This window comes from Burkholderia sp. Bp9099, from assembly GCF_003857805.1.
Lineage (GTDB): Bacteria > Pseudomonadota > Gammaproteobacteria > Burkholderiales > Burkholderiaceae > Burkholderia.
In genome coordinates, this window is the sequence record NZ_QTPU01000003.1 from 229,818 (window position 1) to 245,034 (window position 15,217).

A 15,217-nucleotide genomic window follows, 5' to 3' on the forward strand; every position below is an offset into this window, starting at 1 on the left:
AGGAATTCGGAAACCGGCCGCAAGACAGGGCGGATGTACGAACCCGTACCGTGCCGAGTCGCTGGCGTAAGCAGCCCCCATTCCGTCGGCCCCGCTTCGAGCAATCGAGCGGGGCCGCTCCATTTGCGCGGTCGATCTGCGCGCCCCATTTACACGGCCCTGACTGCACGGCCCGAATTCGCGCGGTCCGCAGGTTCGGTCCGCAGCGACCGGCGTCACACCACCTGCCGAGGTTCGCCGCGCGCAAACGCGGCAACGTTGTCGACGAGCTGATCGGCCAGTGCCCGCATCGCCTCGTCGCTCGCCCACGCGACATGCGGCGTCAGGATGAACGCCGGATGCGACAGGATCGCGTGGAACGGGTGCGCGGCCGGCAGCGGCTCCTGCGTGACCACGTCGAAGCCGGCGCCCGAAATCTGCCCCGACTGCAGCGCGTCGACGAGTGCACCTTCATCCACGAGCCCGCCGCGTGCGGTGTTGATCAGCAGCGGCCGGCGCGCCATCCGCGCGAACGCGGCCGCGTCGATCAGGCCGCGGGTCCCCGGCGTGAGCGGGCAGTGCAGCGTGATCACGTCGCTGTCGCGCAGCAGCGTGTCGAGCGGCACATGCCCGGCGCCCCGCGCAGCGCCGTGCGCGGCGAACAGCACGCGCATGTCGAGCGCGCGGGCGATGCCGGCCAGCGCACGGCCGAGCACGCCGTCGCCGACGATCCCGAGCGTCGCGCCGGCCAGGTCGCGGATCGGATGATCGAAGAAGCAGAACTGTCCGCTGTCGAGCCAGCGCCCCGCGCGCACCGCGTCGCGATACGCGACGAGGCTGCGCCGCAGCGCGAAGATCAGCGCGAACGTGTGTTCGGGTACGGTGCGCACCGCATACCCGCGAATGTTGCTGACGACGATGCCGCGCGCGGCGCACGCATCGAGATCGACGATGTCGGTACCCGTCGCGGCGATCGCGATCATTTTCAGGTGCGGCGCACGGTCGAGCGCCGTCGCGTCGAGCCGGACCTTGTTGGTCACGACGATGTCCGCGTCGCCGATACGCGCGGCCACTTCGTCCGCGGCCGTCCGTTCGAAGGTCCGCAGCGCGTGCGGAAACGGAAACGGCTTCAGCACGGTCTGCGGCGACAGCGTCGCGCGGTCGAGAAACACGATCTGCGCAGGAGAGGAACTGGAAAACATGGCGGGCCTCGCTGACGGGCGCCCGGCGGGCGCGCAACGGCAACGATTCTGCCAACGGCGCATGCGATCGGGCTTGCGCATTGCGCGAGCGCGCTTTCCCGCGTGGAAAACGTCGATGCCATCCGTGCACGGCCGGCCCGACGACTTCCCGGTTCACTGTTCCGTCGCACGAGCCGCTGTGGCAGCGCCCCGTCGTGCTGCAGGCGATGGCGCACGCGGGCGCCACTGGGACGATGCGTGTGCGGCGCTCGACGAAGCCGCCGTGCTGGCCCGCGAAAAGAGCCACGCGCCCCTTTCCGTTCAGGAAAGGCTGGTTGAGCATCGATCGATTTTCGCCGGATGCGAACGCCGTCATGATCGCCGTCATCGACAACACGATTTTCAGGAGACAGTCATGACGCGCCCCCTGGACGGTATCCGCGTGCTGGAACTCGGCCAACTGATCGCCGGGCCGTTCGCGGGCCGGATGCTCGCCGAATTCGGCGCGGACGTGATCAAGGTGGAGCCGCCCGGCGTCGGCGACCCGCTGCGCAAATGGCGGCTGCTGCACGACGGCACGTCGGTCTGGTGGGCCGCGCAGTCGCGCAACAAGCGCTCGCTCGCGCTCGACCTGCGCACGCCCGAAGGGCAGGACGTCGTGCGCCGCCTCGTCGCCGGGACCGACGTGCTGATCGAGAACTTCCGGCCCGGCACGCTGGAAGGCTGGGGGCTCGACTGGGAGACGCTGTCCGCGATCAACCCGCGTCTCGTGATGCTGCGCGTATCGGGCTTCGGCCAGACCGGCCCGTATCGCGACCGGCCCGGCTTCGGCGTGATCGCCGAAGCGATGGGCGGCCTGCGCCACCTGACCGGCGAGCCCGGCCGCACGCCGGTGCGCGTCGGCGTGTCGCTCGGCGATTCGCTGTCGGCGCTGCACGGCGTGATCGGCATCCTGCTCGCGCTGCGCCATCGCGAACAGCAGGGCGGCAAGGGGCAGGTCGTCGACGTCGCGCTGTACGAATCCGTCTTCAACATGATGGAAAGCCTGCTGCCCGAATACTCGGCGTTCGGCGCGGTGCGCGAGCCGGCCGGCAGCAGCCTGCCGGGCATCGCTCCGACCAACGCGTACCGCTGCCGCGACGGCAGGTACGCGCTGATCGCCGGCAACGGCGACAGCATCTTCCGGCGCCTGATGGCGCTGATCGGGCGCCCCGATCTCGGCGACGATCCCGCGCTCGCGCACAACGACGGGCGCGTCGCGCAGGTCGCGCGCATCGACGCGGCGATCGGCGAATGGAGCGCGCGGCTCGATCTCGACGACGTGCTCGCCGCGCTGCACGACGCACGCATCCCGTCCGGGCGCATCTACGACGTCGCGGACATCGCGGCCGATCCGCATTACCGCGCACGCGACATGATCGTCGACGCCGCGCTGCCCGACGGCACGCCCGTGCTCGTGCCGGGCATCGTGCCGAAACTCGGCGCGACGCCGGGATGCATCGAGCGTCCGGCGCCCGCGCTCGGCGCCGATACCGACGCGGTACTCGAATCGATCGGCATCGATGCGGCGACGCGCGACGACTGGCGCACGCGCGGCGTGATCTGAAGCGACCAACCCGCCGCCACCCGGACGACGACATGAACCAGCCCCATCCCCAACGACTTTATATTCACGAAGTCGCGACACGCGACGGTTTCCAGAATGAAGCGGCGTTCGTCGACACCGACGACAAGATCGCGCTCGTCGACGCGTTGAGCGCGTGCGGCTACGCGAAGATCGAGGTCACGTCGTTCACGTCGCCGAAGGCGATCCCCGCGCTGCGCGACGCGGAAGCCGTGATGCACGGCATCGTGCGCGCGCCGGGCGTCGTCTATACGGTGCTCGTGCCGAACGTGCGCGGCGCGGAACGCGCGCTGTCGTGCGGCGTCGACGAGGTGAACCTCGTGATGTCGACGAGCGAGAGCCACAACCGCACGAACCTGCGGATGACCCGCGAGCAGTCGTTCGCGCAACTGCGCGACGTGATCGACACGGTGCGCGGCACCGGCGTCGCGCTCAACGTGTCGCTGTCGACCGCGATGGGCTGCCCGATGGAAGGCGACGTGCGCGCGCAAACCGTGCTCGCGTGGATGCAGCGCTTCGCGGATCTCGGCGTGCACGGCTTCACGCTGTGCGACACGACCGGCATGGCGTATCCGTCCCAGGTGCGCGACCTGGCCGAACGCGCGCGCGAACGCTTCGGCGCGCTGCAGCTCACGCTGCACTTTCACAACACGCGCGGCATGGCGCTCGCGAACACGCTCGCCGCGCTCGACGCCGGCATCGACCGCTTCGACGCATCGCTCGGCGGCCTCGGCGGCTGTCCGTACGCGCCGGGCGCGACCGGCAACGCGTGCACCGAGGAGCTCGTGCACATGCTCGCGCTCGACGGCTACGATACGGGCGTCGACTTGGCGGGCGTACTCGCCGCGGCCGCGCGGTTGCCCGCGCTGATCGGGCATGACGTGCCGAGCCAGATCCTGAAGGCCGGGCGCCGCTCGGACCTGCATCCGCCACCGCGCGCCGAAGCCGGCCACATGCCGGCGCAGCGGGCTTTCTCGTAACCGAACCGGAGCGAATCACATGGCACTGATTGACCACCTCGACCACCTCGTGCTGACTTGCGTCGATCCGGAGCGGACGAAGCATTTCTATACCGAAGTGCTGCAGATGCAGCTCGAAACCTTCGGCGCGGGCCGGCTCGCGTTCCGCTTCGGCAACCAGAAGATCAACCTGCACGTGCGCGGCGCGGAGTTCGAGCCGAAGGCGCACGTGCCGGTGCCCGGCGCGCTCGACCTGTGCTTCATCGCGTCGGTGCCGCTCGACGACGTGATCGCGCATCTGCACCTCGTCGAATGGCCGATCGTCGAAGGGCCCGTCGAGCGCACCGGCGCGACGCAGAAGATCCGGTCGGTGTACGTGCGCGACCCGGACCTGAACCTGATCGAGATCTCCGAGCTGATCTGAGTTGCGTTGCCGTGAATTGCACGGCGCGCGCGGCGGTCATGCCGAGCTGTCGTGCGGCGTGGGCGCAGCATCGCGTCCGTTCTGCCGGTTCCGCATGCGCCGGCGCGATGCGCCCGCCACGCAGCAATCCTCCGCCGAAAGCGGACAGGCGCGTACCGCACCCGCCGATTCCGGATAGGCGCGCCCCGTTGTACTGCGGATAATGGCGTGCATCGGCGCCGGTCCGTCCGCCGCCTTCGCAGCGGGCGCGACGCGCGTCCCGCGGATCCGCAATCCGACCCACGCACATTCCGAATGACGATCCTCTATCGCGGCATGGACCGCGCGGCGCTCGACGCCGCTTACCTGAACACGAAGGCCATTCCTGACTTCCCCGCGGTACTCGCGTCCTGCCAGGCACGCAGTGCCGCGCTTTACGCCGCGACGCCCGCGCAGCGCGACCTGCGTTACGGGTCGCGCCCCGCGCAGCGCTTCGACTGGCTGCGCTGCGGCCTGCCCGGCGCGCCGCTGTTCGTGTTCATTCACGGCGGCTACTGGCAGCACTGCGCGAAGGAAGATTTCGCGTACGCGGCCGCCGGGCCGCTCGCACGCGGGTTCGATGTCGTGCTCGCCGAATACACGCTCGCACCGGCTGCATCGATGACCGACATCGTCGGCGAGATCGGCGCGCTGCTCGACCATCTCGCGGCCGATCCCGATCGCATCGGCACCGGCGGCCGGCCGATCCACCTGAGCGGCCACTCGGCAGGCGGTCACCTGACCGCCGTGTATCGCGCGCATCCGGCGGTCGTGTCGGCGCTTGCGATCAGCCCGCTCGTCGATCTCGAGCCGATCTCGCTGTGCGTGCTCGGCGAGAAGCTTCGACTCACCGCGCAGGAAATCGCCGCCTACAGCCCGCTGCGTCATGTCGGCCCCGGTGCGCCGACCGTCGTCGCGGTCGGCGCGGCCGAGTTGCCGGAGCTGGTGCGCCATGCGCATGAATACGCGGACGCATGCGAGGCGGCCGGCGAGCCGGTTGCACGCGCGTGGCTGCCGGGCATGCAGCACTTCACGGTACTCGACGATCTAGCGCGACCGGACAGCGCGATGCTCGCCGCACTGCAGGCGATCGCGCCGCGCTGAGCGCGCCGTCCTGCGCCGTCTCGCGCGCTTTCGCCGCGTGCATGGCCGGGCGTATGATCGGCATCAAGCCGGTCGGGCGCCGTTCGCACGCGCCGCACGGCACACCCCAGGATCCTCGTCATGGTGAACCCGCTTCATTTCGATCTGCAGTCGCTGCGCGTGTTCGCGCTCGTCGCCGAGCACGGCAGCCTGACCAAGGCGGCCGAACACGGTCAGCTCACGTTGTCCGCGGTCAGCAAGCGGATCGCCGAACTCGAGAGCGTGACCGGCAGCGCGCTGTTCGTCCGGCATGCGCGCGGCGTCGAGCTGACGCCCGCGGGCCGCGCGCTGCTCGAACATGCGGCGAAGGTGATCGAGCAGGTGAACCGGATGGCGCACGAGATGAGCGATTACGTCGCCGGCGTACGCGGCCACATTCACGTGTGGACCAATACGTCGGCGATCGTCCAGTTCCTGCCGGCCGATCTCGCCGCGTTCCTGACCGACAACCCGGGCATCAAGGTCAGTCTCGAGGAAAGGCTGAGTCACGAGATCGTCGATGCGCTCGGGTCCGGCAAGGCCGATCTCGGCGTGTTCGCGGACAACGTGCCGGCGCCGGGCATCGAACGCCGGCTGTACCGGCGCGACGAGCTCGTGCTGCTCGTGCCGCGCGGGCATCGCTTCGCCGCGCGCGACAGCATCCGCTTCGCGGATACGCTCGATGAAGACTACGTCGGCCTGAGCGACGGCAGTTCGCTGCTCGCGCGGATGACCGACGCCGCGTTCGCGGCCGAGCGCTCGCTGAAGCTGCGCATCCAGGTATCGAATTTCGACGGCGTGAGCCGGATGATCGAGGCCGGGCTCGGGATCGGCGTGCTGCCGCGCGATGCGGTGACGGGCGAGCGCGCGGCGCGGCTCGGCGTCGTGACGCTCGACGACGCGTGGGCGACGCGCACGCTGTGGGTCGGCGTGAAGGCCGGCACCGTGCTGACGACGGACATCGCGAAGCTGTTCGATTTCATGTCGGCGCGCTGAATGCGAAGAATGCGACGAATGCGCGACCTGCGTTCAACGCGCGGCAGGCGCGACGCACGGGGCACGCATGCCCCGTGCCGCATACCGCGTCATACCGGGTTGATGTCGTCCTGGCTGCGCCGCGTGGTCAGCGGCCCGAGCACGCGCAGCGTGACCGCGACGATGCCGAGCGCGACCGAGATCACGCCGAACATCGCTCCGGCGCCGTGCTCGGCCAGCACCGGCAGCAGCACGAACGGCAGCGCGCCGCTGACGATGCGCGACAGCGAGTAGGTGCTGCCGATCGCGGTCGAGCGCACGCGCGCCGGGAAGATCTCCGCCTGATACACGTGATACGCGTTGCTGAACACGTTCGACGCGCAGGTCGTCAGGAACCCGAAGCAGACGATCAGCGCCGTATTGCCCGAATACGCGAAGCACAGCCCGAACGCGGCGATCGAGAGGATCGACACGATCACGAGCGTGCGGCGCTCGATCCAGTTCAGCAGCGGAATCGACAGCAGCGAGCCGATCGGATAACCGATGAACGACAGTGCGATGAACAGCGTGCTGTCGGTGACGTCGAACCCGCGGCTCTTGACGACCGTGCTCGCGAGCGTGCCGAAGCCGTAATAGCCGAAGCCCTGGAACAGGTGGAATACCGCGAGCATCAGGTAGCGCGCGCCGTAGGGCCGGCGGCGCAGCAGCGCGATGCGCTCGCCGACGCGCAGCGGCCGCTGCGGTTCGGCCGATGCCGCGAACTGGTCGGGCACGCGCACCCCCGCGCTGTCCGCGAAGCGCTTCGCCGCGGCATGCGCATCCGCGGCGCGGCCCTGCGCGAGCAGCCAGCGCGGGCTTTCCGGCAGACGATGCTGGACCAGCAGCACGTACACGGCGCCGAGGCTGCCGATCGCGAGGATGATGCGCCAGCCGGCCACGCCCGCGACGTGCAGCGGATTCAGCCACAGCGCGAGGAAGCCGACCAGCGGCACGGCGACGTACGAAGTCGTATAGGCCCATGCGGCAAGCCGTCCGCGCTTGTCCTTCGGCAGGATTTCGGACAGGAAGCTGTCGGCGACCGGGTAGATCGCGCCGACGCCGATGCCCGTGAGAAAGCGGCATGCGACGAGCATGTCGGCGTTCACGGAGAACGCGCCGATCAGCGAGAACGCGCTGTACCAGACGAGCGTCATCAGGAACGCCTTGCGCCGGCCGATGCGGTCGGCGAGGCTGCCGAGACACAGCGCGCCGACGAACATTCCGATGAATGCCGACGCGAGCAGCAGCTTGAAATCGACGCTTTGCCGGCTGAGCCCGTATTCGTGCTGCAGCGCGGAGCCGATCGTGCTGACGAGGAAGATCTCGTACATGTCGAAGAACAGCCCGATGCCGATCACCCAGACGACGAACCGGTGCAGCGCACCGACCGGCAGGTCGTCCATGAATTCGCCGAGCGTGATGCCACGCGCGGGCAGGGCCGTCGCATCGGCGCCGGCCCGGGCCGCGGACGATGCGGCGGACGCGGGTCCGCCCGCGGTGCCGCCAAGGTCGAGGGATTGGCTGTTCATCGTGTCTCCTGATTATCGATTTGCCGTGGCGCGATGCCCGGCCGTTCGCGGCTATTCGCGGCCGGCATCACGGGCCCGGTCGCGCGACGCGGCGCACGTGCCCGCAAGGCCCGCGAAAGGCCGGATGCGCGCGATCGCGCCGATCGTCCGAAACATGGTCGGCGAATTTGCGCGACGCGATAATTGCGGATGCTTCAAGCATCCTTTCCCGCGCAGAAAGGCCGGGAAACGCCCGCTGGGCGGGCGTCGGACGGAAGGCGAGCCGAAGCTGGAAGGTCAGGGCAGGGAAAACGATAGGCCGCGCTGCGCGGATTCGGCGGCCGGTGATGGTGATGGCGTACCGCGCGGTTCGGTATCCTCGGTCAATCCGCCGGCGCCGCGCGACGGAACGGCGGAGCGACGCCGCGGGACCTTGCATTCGTCAGCGTTCATCGATCGCTGCGACGCACCGAATGTGCAGCGCCGCCGCTCGTCCGCCCATCCGGCTCATGGCGACGCGCACGGATCGGACCGTTCATCCGTCGCCGCCGCACCGGCATCGGTGCCGGTCCCGACCCCGACGTCCGCCCGTTCATGCCGCACCGTCTCCGACGCAACCGCCTGCAGCTTCACCGCCAGGTCCGGCGCGATGCCGAGCTGCGCGGCTGCTTGCTCCCGCGCGCCCAGGGTGCGCACGTCGACGCCGGCGATCTGCTGGAACAGCACGAGGGCGCTGAGGTAAGCGCCCGTCACGCCCGGATGCTGATAGTCGAGCCGCGAGATCGGCGGGTCGTTGTGCGCGCGCATGCCGTACCACAGCAGCGGGGCGCCCGACGGCGCATACGGATCGGGATCGGCGATGCCCGCCATCCACGCGCGCTGCCATGCGCGGCCGACCGGCGCGACGGCCACGATCGACGGATCGGTGCGGCGGGCGCGTTCGAATGCATCGCGATACGCGGCGCCGAGTTCGGCGAGACGCTCGACATAGCGCGCGTGAAAGCCGGCGCTGCCCGGCTCGCCCGCTAGCGCCTTCGCGAGATCGGCGCCCGGCCAGGTTTCGTACAGATAGACGCGCGCTTGCGGTGCAGCAGCGCGAATGCCGCGCGCGATCTTCGCGACGCTCGCGCAGAAGGCGGCGGGATCGCTGGCACGGCTATGCGTGAGCACGAACGGCAGCGGCTTCGCGCTCAACTCCTGCAGCACGACCGCGTCCCAGACGGGCCGGTCGATCACGTCCGATGCAACGCGGTCGTGTTTGGCGAGACTCGTCGCCGACATCGCTTCGAGATGGACGTCATAGTCGAGCCCGGCTTCGACGGCAAACCGCGCGAAGATGCCCGGAATCCCGCCCCACGGGCCCGGCTCGCGTTCCGCGCGGGCGCCGGTCTGCCCGAAGTTCTCGTCGATCACCCGCGCCGCGGCCGCGCCTGCGGCCTGACGGCCGGCATGCATCGCGCCGTACGAACGCACGGGCGTGTAACGGCCGTGCGTGAGACTGTCGCCGACGAACAGGATGCGTTGCGGCGAGCGGATTGCGGGCGCCGGCAACCCGGGCGGCGACACCGCCGACGAGCCGGCCATCGCCGGCCCGGCGACCAGCCACGCGACGACGCACGCCGACGCGCAACGCATGACGACGCAACGCAACGCGGGCACGGCAGGCAAGTCGGTCATCTCGAAGTTCCGCAAGGACGCGTGGCCGAAGTATTTCACGAAGCGGCGCGACCGCGCTGCCCCCGCGTTGCGCAACGCGTACGGTAGACTGCTCGCTGGCTTTTCCCGCCCACGACACGACCCCACGCGCCCCCGCACACGACATGGACCGAATCGATGCGATGAAGGTGTTCGTCGCCACGCTCGACGAGGGCAGCCTCGCGGGCGCGAGCCGCCGGCTGGGCCGCTCGCCGGCGGCCGTCAGCCGCGCGCTCGCGTTTCTCGAGGAACACACGGGCACCGCGCTGCTGTACCGGACCACCCGGACGATCCGTTTGAGCGAAGCCGGTGAACGTTATGCGGCAGCGTGCCGCCGCATCCTCGCGGATCTCGAGGAAGCCGACATGCTGATCGCCGACGAACGCTCGGCGCCGCGCGGCCTGCTGACGATCACCGCACCGGTCGCCGCGGGCGAAGACGTGCTGCGTGCGCTCATCGACGAATTCATCGACCGCCATCCGGCCGTGTCGATTCGCCTGCAACTGCTCGACCGTCCCGTCAGCCTGATCGACGAGGGCATCGACGTCGCGCTGCGCATCGCGCACCTGAGCGATTCGACGCTCGTCGCGATGCCGGTCGGCGCGGTGCGGCGTGTCGTCGTCGCGTCGCCGGACTACCTTGCGAACCATCCGCCGATTACCGCGCCGGCCGATCTCGCCCGGCACCGGATCATCTCGATGACGCACTTCGGGCTCGATTCGTGGAGCTTTCCGCCGTCCGCGCCGTCGGCGCTGCCACAGGTGGTCCAGTTCGCACCGCGCTTCATCGTCAACACGATCCGCGGTGCGCTCGCGTCGGCGCTCGCCGGCCACGGCGTCACGCGGCTGTTCTCGTATCACGTCGCGGAGCCGGTGCGGGACGGCGCGCTGCGCATCGTGCTGCGCGACAGCGAGCACGCGCCGCTGCCGATTCATCTGGTCACGCCTTACGGACGCCTGTCGGTGCCGAAGGTGCGGACGTTCGTCGATTTCGCCGCGCCGCGATTGCGCGAGCATTTCGCGCAGCTGGCGGCCATCACCGACGGAGATTGAATCGCGTTGCGGAAGAATGGCTTCCGTGCTGCATGGATTCTCCCGATACCCGGTTCAATCTAGACTTCCTTCAACCGGCGGATGCGCGTGCATCCGCCCAGCGAATGGGAGGTCTCCATGCAACAAGCGCTTCTCGACCGGCCGCACGCCCCCGCGTTCAACGTGTGGCGCGGCACGGTATCCGGCGCCAGCGCGAGCCTGATCGGGATCGGCCTGGCGCGCTTTGCGTACACGCCGCTCTTGCCGGCGATCATCGGTGCGCACTGGTTTCCCGCGTCCACCGCCGCGTATCTCGGGGCGGCCAACCTCGGCGGCTATCTGGCCGGCGCGCTGGTCGCCGGCACGCTCGCGCGCCGCGCCGGCTCGACCGCCGTGCTGCGCGCGATGATGCTGCTCGCGACACTCGCATTCGTCGCGTGCGCGGCACCAGTGTCGTTCGTGTGGTTCTTCGTGTGGCGGTTCGCGTCCGGCCTGTCGGGCGGTGCGCTGATGGTGCTCGCGGCGCCGGCGATCCTCACGCACGTGCCGCCGTCCCGGCGCGGTTTCGCGAGCGGCGGCATCTTCACCGGGATCGGGCTCGGCATCGCGGCATCGGGCACGATCGTGCCGATCCTGCTGCGGCAAGGGCTCACCGTCACGTGGCTCGGGCTCGCGATCGTGTCGCTACTGCTGACCGCCGTCGCGTGGCGCGGCTGGCCGGCCGACGACGCACGGCCCGCAGCCGCCGCGGCGCATGCCGCGCACGCGCGCAACCTGCCGGCCGGCAGCCTGCGCGCGCTGTACGTCGAATACGGGCTCAACGCGGTCGGGCTCGTCCCGCACATGATCTTCCTCGTCGACTACGTCGCGCGCGGACTCGGCAAGGGCGTCGACGCGGGCGCGCAGTACTGGGTGCTGTACGGCCTCGGCGCGATCGTCGGGCCGCTCGCGTGCGGGCATCTGGCCGACCGTGCGGGCTTCGGCCGCGCACTGCGGATCGCATTCGCGATCGAAGCCGTCGCGGTCGCGCTGCCGCTGCTCGGCCTGGGCCCGGCCGCGCTGATCGTGTCGAGCCTGCTCGTCGGCGCGTTCACGCCCGGCATCGTGCCGCTCGCGCTGGGCCGCGTAAACGAGCTGCTCGCGCATCATCCGTCGGTCGCGAAGCGCGCATGGCGCAGCGCGACGACCAGCTTCGCGATCATGCAGGCGGTCGCCGCCTACGGTCTGTCGTACCTGTTCGCATCGAGCGGCGGCCGTTACGAAGCGCTGTTCGGCGTCGGCACCGCCGCGCTGTTGCTGGCGCTCGCGGTCGACGTGATCTCCTCGGCGAGGACGCGATGAGCACGACCGCCCACGCACCGGCCGCCGCACACGCCGGCCGCTCGAGCGCCGGCTACGCCGAACGCAATGCGCGCTACTGGCGCCGCAATCTCGCCGTGTGCGTGTTCGGTTCGTTCACGACGCTCGTGAGTCTCAGCATGCTGCTGCCGTTCCTGCCGCTGTATGTGCGGCAGCTCGGCGTCGACGCGCAGTCGGCCGTGATCCAGTGGTCGGGCGTCGCGTTCGGCGCGACGTTCCTCGGCACGGCCGTCACCGCACCGCTGTGGGGCCGCCTCGCGGACCGCTTCGGCCGCAAGCCGATGCTCGTGCGCGCGGCACTCGGGATGGCCGTCGTGATGTCGCTGATCGGCGTCGCGCACAACGTGGTGGAACTCGTTGCACTGCGGCTGATCGCCGGGCTCGTCGGCGGCTATGCGTCCGCGTCGACCGTGATGGTCGGCACCCAGGCGCCGCGCGAACGCGCGGGCTGGGCGCTCGGCATCCTGTCGACCGGCGCGCTCGCGGGCAATCTCGTCGGGCCGCTCGTCGGCGGCCTGCTGCCGGGCTGGCTCGGCATTCGCGGCACGTTTTTCGCGGGTGGCGCGATGATCGCCGTCGCCGCGCTGCTGACGATCGTCGTCGTGAAGGAGGACTTCGATCCGGCCACCGACGCGCACGCGCGGCACGCCCGCGCAACGTCGGCGAACCCGGCCCGGCGCACCGATCGCGTGGCGGTCGCCGCGCTGCTCGTGACGGCGATGATGGTGCTGCTCGCGAACATGTCGATCGAGCCGATCATCACGGTCTATATCGGCGGGCTCGGCGTGGACGGCAATCATCTGGCGCGCGTCGCCGGCGTCGTGATGGCCGGCTCCGCACTCGGCAGCATGCTGACCGCCGCGCGGCTCGGCGCGCTTGCCGACCGGATCGGCAGCTGGAACGTGATCGTCGGCTGCCTGCTGCTGACCGCGCTCGCGATGCTGCCGCAGGCGTTCGTCACGCACTGGTGGCAGCTCGCCGCGCTGCGCGTGCTGATGGGGATGACGCTCGCCGGGTTGCTGCCGTCGATCGGCAAGCTGGTCCGGCAGTCGGTCGACGAGCGCGCGACGGGCCAGATGCTCGGCTACCTGCAGTCCGCGCAGTTCGGCGGGCAGGTGATCGGCCCGGTGATCGGCGGACAGATCGGCGTCGCGCTCGGCCTGCATTCGGTGTTCTTCGTGACGGCCGCGCTGCTGGCGGCCTGCGCGGCGCTCGCATATCGGGTGCGCAGCCGGTAGAAGCGCTGCGCGCTGGCCCGCGGGCGGAGCTCTGGCGTAGCATGGGCGCAGTTGCGGGGCGGCCGGTTCGAACGCCGTGCGGAGGCGACGCCGCAACCACGCGTCGCGACGGCCGCGTCGTCGTTTGGTCAGCCGCCGTATCCGGCACCGCTTTCGCATTCGCATGACAGGGTCCATACGACGCACCGCGCATGCGCGACGTCGCCGGACCCGACCCAGCCGCTTCGGCCGGCAGCCGGCCCGAGCCTTCCGATCCCGGACGTTGCAGGAGGCAACGACATGAATCGACCGACCGACAACCGGACGCTGCTGCGCACGCTCGGCGTCCGCACTCCGATCATCCAGGCGCCGATGGCCGGCGTCAGCACGCCCGCGCTGGCGGCTGCCGTGTCGAACGCGGGCGGGCTCGGCTCGCTCGGCGTCGGCGCGACGAACGCCGACGGCGCGCGCAAGATGATCCGCGACACGCGCGCGCTCACCGACCGGCCGTTCAACATCAACCTGTTCTGCCACCAGCCGGCCCGTGCCGATGCCGCCGTCGAGCGCGCGTGGCTCGAGTGGCTCGCGCCGGTGTTCCGCGAATACGGCGCGACGCCGCCGGCGGCGCTGTCGGAGATCTACACGAGCTTCGTCGCGGACGATGCGATGCTCGCGATGTTGCTCGAGGAAAAACCGGCGGTCGTGAGCTTTCATTTCGGGTTGCCGTCCGACGAGGCGATCGCGATGCTCAAGCGCGCCGGCATCACGCTGTTCGCGTCCGCGACGCATCCCGACGAAGCCCGCCAGATCGCCGCGGCCGGCATCGATGCGATTGTCGCGCAGGGCATCGAGGCCGGCGGGCATCGCGGCGTATTCGACTCGACGGCGCACGACGACCGGCTCGGCACGTTCGCGCTGACGCGACTGCTCGTGCGCGAATGCGCGCTGCCGGTGATCGCCGCCGGCGGCATCATGGACGGCGACGGCATCGCCGCGGCGCTCGCGCTCGGTGCGCAGGCCGCGCAACTCGGCACGGCGTTCGTCGCGTGTCCCGAAACGTCGATCGACGACGGATATCGCCGCGCGATCCTCGGCGACGCGGCGCACCGCACGACCTTCACGACCGCGATCTCCGGCCGTGTCGCGCGCGGCATCGCGAACCGGCTGACGGCGCTCGGCGACGATCCGCACGCACCGGCGACGCCCGCCTATCCGATCGCGTACGACGCCGGCAAGGCACTGCATGCGGCCGCGAAGGCGAAGGGCGAGTTCGGCTACGGCGCGCAGTGGGCAGGGCAGGCGGCGCCGCTCGTGCGGTCGCTGCCGGCGGCGGAACTGTTCGCGACGCTCGAGCGCGAGACGCGGGCGGCCATCTCGCGGCTGCAGCACGCGCTGGACTGAGTGCCGGATCACGCGGCGCGCGGCGGACGCGCCGGAAGGCGCTGAAGTCCGCACCGTTCGCGACAAAATTGCAATGCTCTGTGTCTGCGCACCGCGCGGATACAGAGCGATACAACGCGTCCGCCCGGGTTCGATATAAAGCAGACATCACCTCTCGAGGAGCACGACATGTCTGCTACATGGTTCAACGGATCCTGCCATTGCGGCGCCGTGAAATTCCAGGTCCGGACCGCGCTTGCGCCGGCCGTTCGCTGCAACTGCAGCCTTTGCCGCCGTCGCGGCGCGTTGATGAGCCCGATGTTCCCCGCCGCCGACCTGAAGATCGTCGCAGGCGAGGACGCGCTGACGACCTACCGTTTCAACACGCGCACGGCCCGTCACTTTTTCTGCAGCCGGTGCGGTGTCTACCCGTTTCATCAGACGCGCAAGGATCCCGCGTGCTGGCGCGTCAATCTCGGCTGCCTCGAAGGCGTCGATCCGTATGCGCTCGACGCGACCGTCGCCGACGGCGCGAGCCTGTCCGTCGTGGAGGATGCATGAAACGCTGGCTGACGATCCTGCTGTTCGCCGCGGGCGGCCTCGCGACCGAAATCGCGCATCCGGTGCAGTGTTCGCTGCTGTCGATCAGCCGGCAACGGCACGGCGAGCGCCGGGGCCGGAACGACGGCGATCGAGCCTGAGCGTG

The 15,217-nt window shown here is 70.1% G+C and carries 14 protein-coding genes; 11 read left to right on the plus strand and 3 right to left on the minus strand.

All coding sequences use genetic code 11. The features are described from left to right. Positions 1-215: 215 nt before the first annotated feature. A complete protein-coding gene (locus tag DIE17_RS04650; protein WP_124521750.1) occupies positions 216-1,181 on the minus strand; it encodes a D-2-hydroxyacid dehydrogenase in 966 nt (321 codons plus the stop codon). A 394-nt stretch (positions 1,182-1,575) separates the two neighbouring features. Between DIE17_RS04650 and DIE17_RS04660 the strand changes: the two genes are divergently transcribed. The 5 genes from DIE17_RS04660 (at position 1,576) to DIE17_RS04680 (ending at position 6,303) form a co-directional block, all read left to right on the plus strand. Beyond that, positions 1,576-2,766, plus strand: coding sequence for a CaiB/BaiF CoA transferase family protein (locus DIE17_RS04660; RefSeq protein ID WP_044843524.1), 1,191 nt, complete (start codon positions 1,576-1,578; stop codon positions 2,764-2,766). A 32-nt stretch (positions 2,767-2,798) separates the two neighbouring features. After that, positions 2,799-3,764: a hydroxymethylglutaryl-CoA lyase gene (locus tag DIE17_RS04665; RefSeq protein WP_124521746.1), complete on the plus strand. Its 966-nt coding sequence runs from the start codon at positions 2,799-2,801 to the stop codon at positions 3,762-3,764. Between the two features lie 19 nt (positions 3,765-3,783). After that, positions 3,784-4,167: a VOC family protein gene (locus tag DIE17_RS04670; protein WP_124485470.1), complete on the plus strand. Its 384-nt coding sequence runs from the start codon at positions 3,784-3,786 to the stop codon at positions 4,165-4,167. A 294-nt stretch (positions 4,168-4,461) separates the two neighbouring features. Next, complete coding sequence (locus DIE17_RS04675) at positions 4,462-5,289, plus strand: alpha/beta hydrolase (RefSeq protein ID WP_124521742.1); 828 nt, start codon at positions 4,462-4,464, stop codon at positions 5,287-5,289. 120 nt (positions 5,290-5,409) lie between these two features. Continuing rightward, positions 5,410-6,303, plus strand: a complete 894-nt coding sequence (locus tag DIE17_RS04680; RefSeq protein WP_124485468.1) for a LysR family transcriptional regulator — start codon at positions 5,410-5,412, stop codon at positions 6,301-6,303. Positions 6,304-6,392: 89 nt separating this feature from the next. Here the strand turns inward: DIE17_RS04680 and DIE17_RS04685 are convergent, their stop codons facing one another. Both DIE17_RS04685 and DIE17_RS04690 read right to left on the minus strand, forming a co-directional pair. After that, on the minus strand, positions 6,393-7,850 hold the full coding sequence (locus DIE17_RS04685; protein ID WP_124521740.1) for an MFS transporter: 1,458 nt from the start codon (positions 7,848-7,850) through the stop codon (positions 6,393-6,395). 486 nt (positions 7,851-8,336) lie between these two features. Next, positions 8,337-9,506 (minus strand): hypothetical protein, encoded by a 1,170-nt coding sequence (locus tag DIE17_RS04690; RefSeq protein ID WP_124521738.1) that lies wholly within the window; start codon positions 9,504-9,506, stop codon positions 8,337-8,339. Positions 9,507-9,649: 143 nt separating this feature from the next. Between DIE17_RS04690 and DIE17_RS04695 the strand changes: the two genes are divergently transcribed. The 6 genes from DIE17_RS04695 (at position 9,650) to DIE17_RS37280 (ending at position 15,212) form a co-directional block, all read left to right on the plus strand. Continuing rightward, positions 9,650-10,576 carry a LysR family transcriptional regulator gene (locus DIE17_RS04695; protein WP_044843518.1) on the plus strand — a complete coding sequence of 309 codons (927 nt, stop codon included), beginning with the start codon at positions 9,650-9,652 and terminating at the stop codon, positions 10,574-10,576. 117 nt (positions 10,577-10,693) lie between these two features. Beyond that, on the plus strand, positions 10,694-11,896 hold the full coding sequence (locus tag DIE17_RS04700; RefSeq protein ID WP_124521736.1) for a YbfB/YjiJ family MFS transporter: 1,203 nt from the start codon (positions 10,694-10,696) through the stop codon (positions 11,894-11,896). Further along, on the plus strand, positions 11,893-13,152 hold the full coding sequence (locus tag DIE17_RS04705) for an MFS transporter (protein WP_124521734.1): 1,260 nt from the start codon (positions 11,893-11,895) through the stop codon (positions 13,150-13,152). Before DIE17_RS04700 ends, DIE17_RS04705 begins: the two co-directional genes overlap by 4 nt. 279 nt (positions 13,153-13,431) lie before the next feature. Next, positions 13,432-14,532, plus strand: a complete 1,101-nt coding sequence (locus DIE17_RS04710) for an NAD(P)H-dependent flavin oxidoreductase (protein ID WP_124521732.1) — start codon at positions 13,432-13,434, stop codon at positions 14,530-14,532. 168 nt (positions 14,533-14,700) lie between these two features. Next, positions 14,701-15,072: a GFA family protein gene (locus DIE17_RS04715; RefSeq protein ID WP_044843515.1), complete on the plus strand. Its 372-nt coding sequence runs from the start codon at positions 14,701-14,703 to the stop codon at positions 15,070-15,072. Further along, positions 15,069-15,212, plus strand: coding sequence for a hypothetical protein (locus DIE17_RS37280; RefSeq protein WP_185500367.1), 144 nt, complete (start codon positions 15,069-15,071; stop codon positions 15,210-15,212). The genes DIE17_RS04715 and DIE17_RS37280 overlap by 4 nt, the downstream gene beginning before the upstream one ends. The last annotated feature ends 5 nt before the right edge of the window (positions 15,213-15,217 follow it).